The organism is Microcoleus sp. S13_C3 (assembly GCF_036700905.1).
In the GTDB taxonomy this organism is placed as follows: domain Bacteria; phylum Cyanobacteriota; class Cyanobacteriia; order Cyanobacteriales; family Microcoleaceae; genus Microcoleus.
The window spans coordinates 21270-35645 of the sequence record NZ_JAUBPT010000039.1; the positions used below are offsets into that span (position 1 = coordinate 21270).

Below are 14376 nucleotides of genomic sequence, written 5' to 3' on the forward strand. Positions count from 1 at the left end.
AATCTTGTTTGTGGCAATATTTTTATAAGTACGGCCAGCGAACCTATCCCGAAGGGAATCGCCAGAGTCGGTCTGAACTCATATGTTGCACCATTGTCAGTTAGCCTTTTATGAACAGGCAAGATGCCTGTTCCACAAGAAAATTTATCTTTTGTGGAACGGGCATCTTGCCCGTTCTTGAGAATGGCGCAAGATGTGAGTCTCACCGCAGCAAATTTCGGGGTGGATTGCGGACTGTAAGCTTTTGCAAGAGGTCAATTAGGTCATAACTTCCGCCCTAGTTAACCGCACTCATAAATTCATAATCCTGTTTAAAGATTATGATGGTTGTGAGACGATGTATTAACGGATAACAACAGGAATCCCCTTGATTGCGAGGAACCAACGTGCAGCCAACAGACCCTAGCAAATTTACAGATCAAGCCTGGGAAGCCATTGTCAAATCCCAGGATGTAGCCCGCCGCTTTGCCAATCAGCAGCTAGAGGTTGAACATTTAGCCATCGCCCTTCTCGAACAGCAAGGCCAGGCCAACAGCATTCTCAGCAAAGCTGGAGTCGATGCCCCCCGCTTGGCCCAGCAGTTAGATGCTTTTGCCAAACGACAGCCCAGAGTTGCCAACGCTGACCAACTATACCTCGGTCGCGGCTTAGAAGTGATGTTAGATGTTGCCGAGGCCACCAGGGCGACTTGGCAAGATAATTTTATCGCCGTTGAACATTTATTAATTGGTTTAGTAGAAGACGAACGAGTCGGGCGCAGGTTGCTGACAAAAGGCGATGGGCCGCCGGGCCGCCCCGGTTACGATCGCAAACCCCCAGCCGGTACACTCGATCGACCAAAACTCGAAGAAGCCATCAAATCTTTCCGCGCCACTGCTAAAGCCCAAGAAAAAAATTCCGAAACCGGGAAAGGCAGCCGCAGCAGCGCTAAAGCCCAAGATCAAGATGGGGAAGCTAACTCCGACGCCCTCAGCAAGTACGGTCGCGATTTGACTGAAGCCGCCAAAGCCGGCAAACTCGACCCAGTAATCGGCCGCGACGAGGAAATCCGCCGCGTGGTACAAGTTCTTTCCCGCCGCCAAAAAAACAATCCGGTGTTAATTGGCGATCCCGGAGTGGGAAAAACTGCGATCGCCGAAGGTTTAGCCCAACGAATTGTCAACGGCGACGTGCCCGAATCTTTGAAAAATCGCCAGCTATTTAGCCTCGACATGGGCAGTTTAATTGCTGGGGCAAAATTCCGGGGCGAATTTGAAGAACGATTGCGGTCTGTTCTGCGGGAAGTCATCGATTCCGACGGGCAAATTGTCCTATTTATTGACGAATTGCACACGGTTGTAGGCACTGGCGGCGGTGGCAGTTCCGGTTCGGGAATGGATGCGGGAAATTTGTTAAAACCCATGTTGGCCAGAGGCGAATTGCGCTGCATCGGCGCTACAACTCTCGACGAATTCCGCAAGAATATTGAAAAAGATCCAGCCCTGGAACGCAGATTTCAACAAGTATTTGTCGGCGAGCCCAGCGTAGAAGATACTGTTTCGATTTTGCGCGGATTGAAAGACCGTTACGAACGCCACCACGGGGTAAAAATTACTGATTCGGCCCTGGTAGCTGCTGCAACTCTGTCTTTTCGCTATATTTCCGATCGCTTTTTGCCAGACAAGGCGATCGACCTCGTAGATGAAGCGGCCGCCCACTTGAAAATGGAGATTACCTCTAAACCTGTGGAATTGGAAGGCATTGACCGCCGGGTGATGCAGTTGGAAATGGAAAAATTGTCGATCGAAGGCGAAGGCAAAGGTGCTCTCGCCCCTGGGCTCGGCTTCCGCGTCGAACGCATCACATCTGAGATTGACATTTTAAAAGCTAAGCAGGAAAAATTGTCTTCTCAGTGGTTGGGTGAAAAGCAGTTGTTGGATGCAATCAATAAATTGAAAGCAGAAGAAGACCAACTGCGAGTCCAAATCGAACAAGCAGAAAGGGCTTACGATTTGAATAAAGCCGCACAGTTAAAATACGGCAAGTTGGAAACTGCGGTGCGCGATCGCGAAGCCAAAGAAGCGGAACTTTTGAAACAGCAAGCTCAAGGTTCTTCCCTGCTGCGCGAAAAAGTTACTGAGGGCGATATTGCGGAAATTGTCGCTAAATGGACGGGCATTCCGGTTAATCGGTTGTTAGAATCAGAACGCCAAAAATTGCTGCAATTGGAAAAACACTTGCACCAAAAAGTTATCGGTCAAGAGGAAGCTGTAACAGCCGTGGCGGCGGCAATTCGGCGCGCTAGGGCGGGTATGAAAGACCCCGGCAGGCCGATCGGCTCTTTCTTGTTTATGGGCCCGACAGGCGTGGGAAAAACTGAGTTAGCGCGGGCGTTGGCGGAGTTTTTGTTTGACAGCGATGATGCGATCGTCCGCATCGATATGTCGGAATACATGGAGAAGCACAGCGTTTCCCGGTTGGTAGGAGCTCCTCCCGGATATGTCGGTTACGATGAAGGGGGACAACTTTCCGAAGCAGTGCGGAGACATCCTTATTCGGTAGTGCTGTTTGACGAAGTGGAAAAAGCGCACCCGGATGTATTTAACATTTTGCTGCAAGTGTTGGATGACGGCAGAATTACCGATTCTCAAGGTCGAGTGGTTGACTTTAGAAATACCGTAATTGTGATGACTAGCAATATCGGCAGCGACCACATTTTAGACGTGTTTACTAAGAAGGAAAAAACCGTCAAAAAACCTGCTAGTCGGAAGCAGGAAACGAAAGATTTGTCAAGTCAAAAGACAGATTATAAAGTGGCTGCCGACGGTACTGTCGAGGTGTCGGCCCAGCGAGTCGAGGTTGATAGTGTAACTAAGAGTGAAAACAAGACTGAAAACAAGAGTGAAAATGAAAATTTATTGACTCAAGAACGGGAGACAGACCAAGAGTACGAACAGATGTTAAAACGGGTGATGGCAGCGCTGCGATCGCACTTCAGGCCCGAATTTCTCAATCGGGTGGACGAGATAATTTTGTTCCACACTTTGAGCAAGATCGAACTGCGGCAAATAGTCAGCATTCAAGTGAAGCGGATCGAGCGTTTGTTGGCAGAGCAAAAAATCACTTTGGAACTGTCGGATGCCGCGAAAAATCATATCACAGATGTTGGTTACGACCCGGTTTACGGCGCTCGTCCCTTAAAACGTGCCATCCAGCGGGAGCTGGAAAACCCGCTGGCAAACAAGATTCTGGAAAATGCGTTTGTCGAGGGCGATACAATTGCGATCGACTGCGAAAATAACTCTTTGCAGTTTCGCAAAAAAGATTCTCGCCCAGCGCTAGTAGGTAACAGTTTGTAGTTGCCGAATAGTTAGGAACAGGCAAGATGCCTGTTCCACAAACCATCCATTCTCTTGTGGAACAGGCCCAAAAGCCTGTTATTGAAAATTAGGAACAGGCAAGATGCCTGTTCCACAAACCATCCATTTTCTTGTGGAACAGGCCCAAAAGCCTGTTATTGAAAATTAGGAACAGGCAAGATGCCTGTTCCACAAACCATCCATTTTCTTGTGGAACAGGCATCCTGCCTGTTATTCAAAATTAGGAACAGGCCCAAAAGCCTGTTATTGAAAATTAGGAACAGGCAAGATGCCTGTTCCACAAACCATCCATTTTCTTGTGGAACAGGCCCAAAAGCCTGTTATTGAAAATTAGGAACAGGCAAGATGCCTGTTCCACAAACCATCAATTCTCTTGGGGAACAGGCCCAAAAGCCTGTTATTGAAAATTAGGAACAGGCAAGATGCCTGTTCCACAAACCATCAATTCTCTTGGGGAACAGGCCCAAAAGCCTGTTATTGAAAATTAGGAACAGGCAAGATGCCTGTTCCACAAACCATCCATTTTCTTGTGGAACAGGCCCAAAAGCCTGTTATTGAAAATTAGGAACAGGCAAGATGCCTGTTCCACAAACCATCAATTCTCTTGTGGAACATGCCCAAAAGCCTGTTATTGAAAATTAGGAACAGGCCCAAAAGCCTGTTATTGAAAATGGTGAAACCTGTTACTTGATATCAAGAATTAGACATGGTGCGGCTGCCATAGGCATCCATGCTGTAGGCGGGAACGCGAACACGGTAATCAACTTCTGTTCCCGTCACTGATTTTGCCAGTTGTTCAAAAGACTCATCGTTCCAATTCCGCTCGTGGATAGGCTTTGACTGTTCGCCCAGGAAATATGCTTGAGTGCCAATTACTGAGGCTGCTACCCAACCGACGATTAAAAGAGCGATTACAATAGTCATTTTTACTTTTCCTTTAACTTTTGTTGCTTTATGTAAATAAATGTAACAAAAGTTAGTAATAAACGTCAAGGTACTGTAATGTCGTGGCAACCGTCCGGCAGGTAGTAAATACCGCACCTTTGACGGCAGCGGGAGAGGGAGAGAAGGGGAGCATCTCAATGAAAGCAGCCCTCCGCTAGAAATTGGAGTTGGGAGCCAGGAGGCAGGAGGAAAGAGGAAGAAGGAAGGAGCAAGAAGAAGTGTTTTTACAAATATGAGATGCTCCCGGAAGAAGGGGAGAGAGCGAGAGTATGTAGGGTGGGCACCGCCCATCGGTAGCTAGCACAGTACCCGGATTGTGAACTGTATCCGAAATAGCAAAACAGATTGTTGAGAGTTTATAATTAAGAAATTTTAAGTTTTGCGTTAATAAATTACGATTAAAAGTCTGCCGCTGGCATGAGGATCGCGGTCAAATTATGAGTTATGATTTATCAGTTTGGATTGGAACTAACAAATCCCAATTACCAAATTTTAAGTACAAATTACTAATTACCAATCATCGCTACAAATCATGCCAAACTCAATGTTAAATAACGACCCGTTGTGGTTCAAAGACGCGATTATTTACGAAGTACCAGTTCGCGCTTTTGCAGACAGCAATGCAGACGGGATCGGCGACTTTAGAGGCCTTACAGAAAAACTGGATTACCTGCAAAACTTGGGAGTAACAGCAATTTGGGTACTGCCATTTTTTCCCTCGCCGCTCCGAGACGACGGCTACGATACATCTCACTATACTACGGTCAACCCGATTTACGGCACATTAGAGGACTTTAAAGACCTTTTAGAAGCAGCGCACCAACGGGGAATTCGCGTCATTATTGAGTTAATTGTTAACCACACTTCCGATCAGCACGCTTGGTTTCAGCGAGCGCGTCGCGCCCCAAAAGGCAGTAACGAAAGAGATTTTTATGTGTGGAGCGACACGCCGGAAAAATATCAAGATGCTCGGATTATTTTCCAAGATTTTGAAACATCTAATTGGGCTTGGGATGCGGTAGCAAAAGCTTATTACTGGCACCGTTTTTATTCCCACCAACCCGATTTGAATTACGACAATCCGGCCGTCCGTCAAGCCATCTTAGATGTGGTAGATTTCTGGTTGGCACTGGGAGTAGACGGACTGCGGATGGATGCGGTGCCTTACCTGTACGAGCGCGAAGGTACTAACTGCGAAAACCTGCCAGAAACTCACGTATTCCTGAAGCAATTGCGGCAGCACGTCGATGAGAAATTTCCGAACCGGATGTTGCTGGCTGAGGCGAATCAGTGGCCGGAGGATGCGGTTGAATATTACGCTGCTGGCGATGAATGTCACATGAACTTTCATTTTCCGCTGATGCCGCGTTTATTTATGGCTTTGCATATGGAAGATAGCTTCCCCATTAGCGACATTCTCCAGCAAACTCCGCAGATTCCCAATAACTGTCAGTGGGCATTATTTTTGCGGAATCACGATGAATTGACGCTGGAAATGGTGAGTGATGAAGACCGAGATTATATGTATCGGGTTTACGCTCAAGATACTCAGGCGAGAATTAATTTGGGCATCCGCCGCCGCTTGGCTCCTTTGATGGGAAATAACCGCCGTCGTATCGAGTTGATGAATGCTTTGCTGCTGTCTCTTCCGGGTACGCCGGTGCTTTACTACGGCGATGAAATTGGCATGGGAGACAATATCTATTTGGGCGATCGCAACGGGGTGAGAACTCCGATGCAGTGGAGTGGCGATCGCAATGCCGGTTTTAGTCGCGCGAACCCGCAGCGGCTTTACGCACCGCCAATTGTTGACCCTGAATATCACTACGAATCTGTTAACGTGGACGCGCAGCGGGCGAATCCGAGTTCTCTGTGGTGGTGGATGAAACGCCTGATTGCAATTAGGCAGCGCTTCCAAGCATTCGGCCGCGGAACTTGCGAGTTTCTGTACCCGGAAAACCGCAAAGTTTTAGCTTTTGTTCGCACTTATCAAGACGAACACATCCTCGTAGTGGCTAATTTGTCACGCTTCGTCCAGACGGCCGAATTAGACCTTGGGCCCTTTAAAGGTGCCGTTCCGGTGGAGATTTTCGGCCGCACGGAGTTTCCTGCAGTTGGGGAGCAGCCTTACTTTTTGAGCTTGAGCCCTCACACTTTTTACTGGTTTACTCTTACTGCTAAACACGAAGATTTTTCGTTGCACGGTTATCATACAGACTTGCCTAGTTTGGCGGTGATAGGCAATTGGAAAAATGCTTTTGCTACAAGTCAGTTAAGCGATATGCTGCTTAATCTTTTGCCGGGATACTTGCGGCGCAATCGCTGGTTTAGCGGTACAGACCGGACAATTCAATCTTTAGAAATAAGTGAGGTTGTACCGGTTGAATGTAAAGATAGCGCGGGGGAGGAATCTCAAGTTTACATTCTGTTCTTGCAGTTGAATTATACTGAAGGTATGCCGGAAACTTACGTTTTGCCTTTAGGGTGGGAAGAGATTAAAGGCGATGTGGACGATCGGGCGATCGCGCGCCTGCACTTCCCAGAAACCAACAAGGAAGTCGGGGTACTATTTGATGCTGCAGGGGACAAAGGTTTTCTGAGCGCGCTGCTGGGGACGATCGCCAATTCTCGCAGTTACAGAGGTGTTGCAGGTCAACTGCTAGGAATTGCCGACAGTGCATTCAAATCAGAAGAAGAGTTAGCGCAGCTCGAACCTCACCTGTTCAAAAAAGAACAAAGCAATACCTCTGCAGGTTACGGCGACCGCTTCGTCCTGAAAATATTGCGAAAAATCGAGGAAGGAATTAACCCCGAATTAGAAATCGGACGCTTTTTAACAGAGCGCAACTCGATCCAACACTACGCTCCAATTGCCGGAGCATTGGAATATCACACACCAGCAAAACAAGTCCTTACAGTCGGAATCCTACAAAAATTAATCCCCGACAGCGTAGATGCTTGGTCTTATACATTAGACACGCTGCGCGACTATTTCGAGCAAGTAATGACAGTAGAAGCAAAGCATTCCGGCGAGAATTTATCTACTGCCCCCGAAAATTATTTGCCGAACGCTTTGACCGGACAAACCCAGCGGCAGCAAAACTCGCTAGTAGCCGATTTATCCCTAGAAATTCCGGCATTAGCTCGCGAACTCATCGGCTCTTACTTAGCATCAGCCGAACTTTTAGGTCAGCGGACAGCCGAACTTCACCTCGCTTTAGCTGCTGACACAGAAAATCCCGCTTTTGCCCCAGAAAGCTTTACCTCGTTTTACCAGCGTTCCATCTATCAATACATGAGAAATGTGGCAGGAAGAACTTTGCTGGAGCTGAAAAAACGGCTGTCAAAACTGCCGCCAGAAATACAAAAATCGGCGCAAAAGCTGCTCAACCGCGAAGATTTGCTCATGGAACGTTTCAAGTCTATTTTGAACTTGAGAATCACGGCCGATAGAATTCGCTGTCACGGGGACTTTCATTTTGGGCAAGTTCTTTATACAGGCAAAGACTTCGTAATTATTGATTTCGGAGGAGAACGCGATCGACCCTTAAGCGAGCGACGGATGAAGAGGTCGCCCCTGCGAGATGTTGCGGGAATGCTGCAATCTTTGAGTTACGCTGTTACTTTGGCACTCCGCAATGAAGTAGAAAGTGGCATGATTCGCCCTGAAAATCTCCCGGAGATGCAGCAGTGGGCCAACGTTTGGCACCGCTGGGTCAGCCTCACTTTTGTTAAGAGCTATTTGGCAACAGCAGCCGATGCAGATTTCTTGCCCAAATCTATACCGGAACTACAAGTTTTGCTGGATGCTTACATTTTGGAAAAAGCGGTTGGCGAGCTAGCCTACGAACTCAATTACCGCTTGGATTTGGCGGAAATTCCGCTTCAGCGGATTCTACAATTGCTGAATTTATAAGGGCGGGTTTATCTATACTCGTTAGGGTGCGTGGCTTTCTAGCCACTCAAGTGGCAGCGAGATGCTGGAAAGTGACGCACCTTACATGACACCAAATCTGGTTTGATAAGGATTTGAGATCATGTCCGATCGAGTGACCGCGATGAAAAGGGCGGGTTTTTGAGATTGTCAATTATGGGCAGATATTTTTTGTTAACCCGCCCCTACCGTATTAGGGGTAATCGACGGGACATAATATGACTGGCGAATATAATTCGCTCTTCTACAAAGAAATTTCGCGCCCAGCGAGGCTAGAATAAAAGATGGTAAAAAACTGATTTTCTATTACTTAAAATAAAGGGCGGCTTGATATAAAACTTGTTCTTGATGAGTTAACAAAGTGCAGTCAGAAAGCGGGTAAGCCACACAAGTAACAGCGTAGCCAGCTTGCAATTCTGACGGCTTCAAAAACTTTTGTTCGCTTTGGTCGATTTCACCGCTCAGCAGTTTGACGACGCAAGCAGAACACTCTCCTTGCTTGCATCCATTCGGCAAGCGGATGCCGGCATCTTCTGCCATATCTAAGATATACTGGTCGTCTGGTACTGCGATCGTGCGATCGAGCGCCCGATCCTCATTCACCAACCGAACTTGATAAACTGCCATTTTTTCCTTATTCCTCGCAAAAGGGCGGGTTTACGATGCTGTTAGTCCTAGCAAATATTTCGGGTAAAACCCGCCCTACAACTAGAAAGGGCGGATTTATATCGTGTATATCTAGACAAGTGCTTCTTGATAATCGAGATTTTCCTCTAGATAAATAGCCCGAATATCCTCTGGCAAGTTGGATTCTAAACTTTGATATCCTTTTTGCAGCAAAGCCTTTACCTGAGCCGGCGAAATAGCTTCGCCTTCTGCTTGCAAATAAGCTGCAATTCGAGTTTCGCTCCAGCGGAAAGTCTGAGCCATCAACACCACTAAACGCGGCAACGGCGCTAACAATTCCAAGGCTTGTTTGACGTAACACCACAGGGGAGGCGGAGCCGATTGCAAAGAGTAGTGAATCGACTCAACAGGGGGCAATTCAGCTTGATTTATGCAGACTGCGGTGACATTAATCAGCCAGTTTTGGAGACTGAGATTCCCGCCATCAGACTCTTGGATTTCGCGACGCAAATCGAGGCCTCGGAGTTCGTGATAGATGTGCAGCCAAGTGTGGGCAAACAGGTAATCGCCTTGTACGGGCGATCGCACGGAATGGCGAATCAGGGAGTGTACAATTTGAGCGTAGCGACAAAAAATTGCCGTGAAGAACCTACCTTGATCGGGATGGTTTTGAAACAGAGTCAATAATTCCTGATCACTGTGGTGAAACAGGGATTTGACCACAGGATGGTTGAGTTCTGAAAAATTAGGTGTTTGCACAATTGTTCTGGAAAGGTTTTGGGAATAAATGCTGGTGCAGCCCGATTCTACACGATTTGTCGCTCGATGTTCCAGAGTTGAGGGTGATTTTGTCGGGGCGATGTGCGATGGATCTCATTAGTTTTCACCTCTACAGGACTAACTCCGATGTCATCCAGGGCTAAGCGCGAAGGAGCTCCGAGATTCTTTGCGCTTAGCTTGTGAATGACAATTTACCGTTCGCAATGCGTAAGTCCTACTCTAGATGACCCAGTTGGGTGAATTTCTAAAAAGCTAGCGAGTTCGCAGTAAACTTGACAGAAGACACAGCAAAGGCGAGGTTCGCCATCAGGAGACAAAACGCAGTGAAACAGTTAAGTTTATTCCCAGAAGCAGAGATCATGGCGAGTTCTGCGGAAACTGCCAATTGTGCTGAACGCGATCGCATCGAAGCAAAATTTGCGCCGTACATGAGTGAAGAACTGCGACTGGGACAACTCGTATCCTACGCAGGCAACAAAAGCTTGCCAGTTCTCCGCCTCTTCCGCTACAAAGAAGCATTTTCCTTTGCTTTAGTCAAGCAATTTATTCACCGTTTTGGATTAACAGAAAAGGATTATTTATTTGAGCCTTTCTGCGGCATGGGGACAACTTTATTTACAGCTATGCAGCACAATATCCCCGCATTAGGAATAGATAGACTGCCAATAGCTACCTTTATTGCTGGGACGCTACCCCTTTTCTGTTCAGTAGAACCGCAAACTCTGCGAAAAACTTTTGCCGAACTCAAAGCTAAGGCGGACAAAGCAGAACCCGCTGAGGTGGCAATGGATGTCAAGATTATGCAAGTCGCTTTTCCAGAAGCAACGCTGCTCAAATTGCGCCAGTGGAAAAGCGCTATTGAAAGTTTATCTTCACCCTTGCGAGAAATTTTTCAACTGCTGTTTTTGGCTATTTTAGAGCCTTGCAGCTACACGGCAAAAGACGGTCAATTTTTACGCATGAAACAGGATAAGTTAATTCCCGATCCTGGGGAAATGCTGCAACAGAAAGTATATGAAGCTGAAGAAGATATTCTATCCTTAAGGTGTTTGTGGGGGCAAAAGAAATCCGCGCCACTTCCCGCAGTTCAGTTAGGTGATACTCGGAATTTGAGCAATGTGAATTTTGAGACACAACCCACAGCTTTGATTACATCTCCACCCTATCCTAACCGTTACGACTACACCCGCACCTATTCGCTGGAACTGTGCTTTAACTTTGTCAAGAACTTTGAGGAGTTAAAGGAGTTGAGGTTTGGGATTTTGCGATCGCACATCGAATCAAAAATTGATGCTTTTGACAAACCGCCAAATCCTGTAATCGCCGAAGTTGTAGACATACTCCGACAGCAAGGGAAAGCATTAAATAATCCCCGCATTCCTGATATGTTGACAGCCTATTTTGTGGATATGCAAAAAGCTATTTGCGAATGGGCCAAAATTCTAGCTCCCGGTGCAAAAGTAGCGGTAGTTGTGGATAACGTGCGTTTTGCCAGCGAGATAGTCCCAGTCGATTTAGTGCTTTCAGAAATGGCCCAAGAGCTGGGTTTTCGAGTAGAGCAAGTAATTGTTGCCCGCTACAAAGGTAACAGTTCCCAGCAGATGGGTAAATATGGTCGAATTCCTGTCCGCGAGAGCGTGCTCATTTGGCATAAAGAATAGGTGACTGTAATGGCATCATCGAATAGGCGCGAAGCTTGGTTGCTCGATCAGTTGTCCAAGAGTGAGTTTTTTCACCAAAAACTGCACGAATGGGGAATGTTGGAGACAGCCTCTCAAATTGAACAGGTAAAAGGGGAAACACTGCCGTGGGAATGCGATAATCTGGGCATTTCTCAAAAAGCTTGGAATAAGGTAATTCACCGCGGCATCAAGCCCGTGATTGTCTTTGCTCACCCCCAGGTTTTGATTAGTGTATCTTGTGCTGTAGGCTACTACAGAATGTTAGCAATGGTTTCCCAAAAATCAATGAAGCAAGTTGGACTGTCAAGCATTCGCTATGAGCAAGGCAAAGGTTTCCCTGATGAGTTGGTGGCTGGGAATATAGCTCAGCACTTAAATAAAATCATTAGCCATTTAGTTGAAACTGATGAACAGATAGACGCTCGCGAATTTGATTTATGGCGTGGAATGGCTGCTGGTTCGCAAGCTCAGGGTTCCTGGCAGAATGCGAAGGGGAGCAAAGTCGAAATTCTCATAAAAGCTATGGTGCAGTTGAGATTGCGTGAGGAAGACTGGATTTCTAATGAAACAGGTAACTCTGACGAAAAAGTTATGCAACTGAAAGATGGGCGGAGAATCGTATTTGCCAGCGAACCTGACATTGGAGTTTACAGAAATGAACAGATTCTAGTCGCAGTTGAAATTAAAGGAGGCATAGATACTGCTGGCGTTTTGGAGCGGTTTGGAGCAACGCTCAAAAGCTTGAGTCGAGCTAAAGAAGTTAATTCGGAATCAACAACGATTCTTATCTTACCGGGTGTTTCTGTTACTACACGAGCCATATCTGCTCTCAATGCGGCCCAGAATGTTGTCAATTATTGGTTCATTTTGGAAGAATTAGTAGAGCAAGATCGCAAAAAAGAAGAACTGTTCAGGTTACTCGGTTTGTGAAACCGTCCACTATGTTAGGACAGTCAATACGCTCTGGCAAGCTTTTGACTGTAAATTCGCATTGCCGAGTGGTTGTTAGGATGCGATCGCGCCCGGTATTACTGCTGTTGAATTGCCATGCAAAAATGTGCGATCGCATCAATAGTTTAGTTCTCAATTACTGTTTAAACAAAACGCCATATCCTCCGCCCCCAGGAGTCTCAATCACAAACACATCCCCCGGCTGCATTTCCACACTCGCCGTACTCCCCAATTCCTCAACTTTTCCCTCCACGCGCTCAACATAATTCCGCCCAAGTTTCCCCGCTTCACCCCCATTCAAACCGCAAGGAGAAATCACCCGTCTCCCCGATAAAATTCCCGCCGTCATCGCCTCCCGAAACCGCACTCGCCGCACAACTCCATTCCCCCCGCGATGAGATCCATTCCCCCCACTATTAGCAAGAATTTCAAAACTTTCTAACAACACTGGGAACCGCCACTCTAATACTTCTGGGTCAGTTAAACGCGAATTAGTCATGTGAGTCTGAACCGCATCCGTACCATCAAAATCTGCACCAGCACCCGAACCGCCGCAAATAGTTTCATAATATTGATAGCGCTGATTTCCCAAGGTAAAATTATTCATAGTTCCCTGAGAAGCAGCCATCACTCCCAAAGCACAATACAAAGCATCGGTAATATTCTGCGATGTTTCCACATTTCCGGCAACTACCGCCGCTGGATAGCGAGGATTCAGCATACAGCCTTCGGGATTGATGATTTCGAGAGGTTTCAAACAGCCCGCATTGAGAGGAATATCGTCATCTACTAAGGTGCGGAAAACATACAAAACAGCGGCTTTGCACACCGCAGCGGGAGCATTAAAATTGTTGGATTGTTGACCTGAAGTGCCAGTAAAATCTATTTTTGCACTGCGCGCAGATTTGTCAATTGTAATCGCTACCTTAATTTGTCCGCCACTATCCATCGGATAAGTAAACTCGCCATCTTGCAACACATCAATTACCCTGCGTACCGACTCCTCAGCATTGTCTTGTACGAAGCCCATATAAGCTTGCACAGTCTCTAATCCATAATGCTCTACCATCTTGAGAAGTTCTTCTGCGCCGCGCTTGTTAGCAGCAATTTGTGCTTGCAAATCGGCTATATTTTGAGCGGAATTGCGAACAGGAAAGTTCCCCGCTGTCAGAAGTTGTAGTAATTGTTTTTCTCGAAAATTGCCCTCGCTTACTAACAGGAAATTGTCAAGCAATACGCCTTCTTCAGTTACTGTTGTACTGTTGGGAGGCATGGAACCGGGAGTGATGCCGCCGATGTCGGCGTGGTGTCCCCGCGAGGCAACATAAAACAAAGGAAGGGAGGAATCACGATCGAATACTGGAGTAATAACGGTGATATCTGGTAAATGCGTGCCGCCGTTGTAGGGATTGTTAGAAACATAAACATCGCCCGGTTGAATCGCATTGCCTTGTGCTAAAATTAAAGCTTCAACGCTTTCGCTCATCGAGCCCAGATGTACGGGAATGTGGGGCGCGTTGGCAACTAATTGCCCGTTTTTGTCGAAGATTGCACAGGAAAAGTCGAGACGTTCTTTGATGTTGACTGAGGAACTTGTGTTTTGCAATGTGACTCCCATTTGTTCCGCGATCACCCGAAACAAATTATTAAAAATTTCCAGCAAAACAGGATCTGATTTAGCCGCAGATAAACCCGAAGGAACGCGGATATTATCTGCGTCCATCTGCGTGCATCTGCGGTTCAAAATTAAATCATTATTTTCCGTGATTTCCCCTTCCCAGCCCGGTTCTATGATATTAGTTCCCGTAGCTTCAACAATCATAGCAGGGCCACTAATGCAGTCGTGCGATCGCAAATCCTCTCTCTGATAAACAGGCGTTTCCCGCCACCCGCCCGCAACATAGGTTTGCACGGTTGAAATTGGTTGCACAGGCAAGATGCCCGTGCCACAAGAGGGGGAAATTGTGGATGCTTCCGGCACATCCATTGTCGGCAAAATTGGTTGCACAGCCAAGATGCCTGTGCCACAAGAGGGGGAAATTGTGGATGCTTCCGGCACATCCATTGTCGGCAAAATTGGTTGCACAGCCAAGATGCC

The 14376-nt window shown here is 46.9% G+C and carries 8 protein-coding genes; 4 read left to right on the top strand and 4 right to left on the bottom strand.

Annotated elements, in window-relative coordinates:
• Positions 1 to 386 precede the first annotated feature (386 nt).
• The gene (locus QUA16_RS13270) at positions 387 to 3338 is read left to right on the top strand and encodes an AAA family ATPase (protein WP_333103805.1); all 2952 of its coding nucleotides are present in this window, start codon (positions 387 to 389) and stop codon (positions 3336 to 3338) included.
• 714 nt (positions 3339 to 4052) lie between these two features.
• Here QUA16_RS13270 and QUA16_RS13275 read toward each other — a convergent pair.
• Positions 4053 to 4283: a photosystem II protein, Psb35-related gene (locus QUA16_RS13275; protein ID WP_333103804.1), complete on the bottom strand. Its 231-nt coding sequence runs from the start codon at positions 4281 to 4283 to the stop codon at positions 4053 to 4055.
• A gap of 553 nt (positions 4284 to 4836) precedes the next feature.
• Here QUA16_RS13275 and treS point away from each other — a divergent pair.
• A complete protein-coding gene (gene treS / locus QUA16_RS13280) occupies positions 4837 to 8220 on the top strand; it encodes a maltose alpha-D-glucosyltransferase (protein ID WP_333181164.1) in 3384 nt (1127 codons plus the stop codon).
• Between the two features lie 324 nt (positions 8221 to 8544).
• Here treS and QUA16_RS13285 read toward each other — a convergent pair whose 3' ends face one another.
• A complete protein-coding gene (locus QUA16_RS13285; protein WP_333103802.1) occupies positions 8545 to 8865 on the bottom strand; it encodes a 2Fe-2S iron-sulfur cluster-binding protein in 321 nt (106 codons plus the stop codon).
• A 111-nt stretch (positions 8866 to 8976) separates the two neighbouring features.
• On the bottom strand, positions 8977 to 9624 hold the full coding sequence (locus QUA16_RS13290; protein ID WP_333103801.1) for a sigma-70 family RNA polymerase sigma factor: 648 nt from the start codon (positions 9622 to 9624) through the stop codon (positions 8977 to 8979).
• A 344-nt stretch (positions 9625 to 9968) separates the two neighbouring features.
• On the opposite strand from QUA16_RS13290, the gene QUA16_RS13295 reads away from it, so the two are divergent.
• Together QUA16_RS13295 and QUA16_RS13300 are read left to right on the top strand one after the other, a co-directional pair.
• Positions 9969 to 11306, top strand: a complete 1338-nt coding sequence (locus QUA16_RS13295) for a hypothetical protein (protein ID WP_333181165.1) — start codon at positions 9969 to 9971, stop codon at positions 11304 to 11306.
• Between the two features lie 9 nt (positions 11307 to 11315).
• Entirely contained in the window at positions 11316 to 12257 is a 942-nt protein-coding gene (locus QUA16_RS13300) for an XcyI family restriction endonuclease (protein ID WP_333103799.1), read from the top strand.
• A 157-nt stretch (positions 12258 to 12414) separates the two neighbouring features.
• Here the strand turns inward: QUA16_RS13300 and QUA16_RS13305 are convergent.
• Positions 12415 to 14376 (bottom strand): hydantoinase B/oxoprolinase family protein (locus QUA16_RS13305; protein WP_333103798.1); only part of this gene is annotated, 1962 nt, incomplete at its 5' end.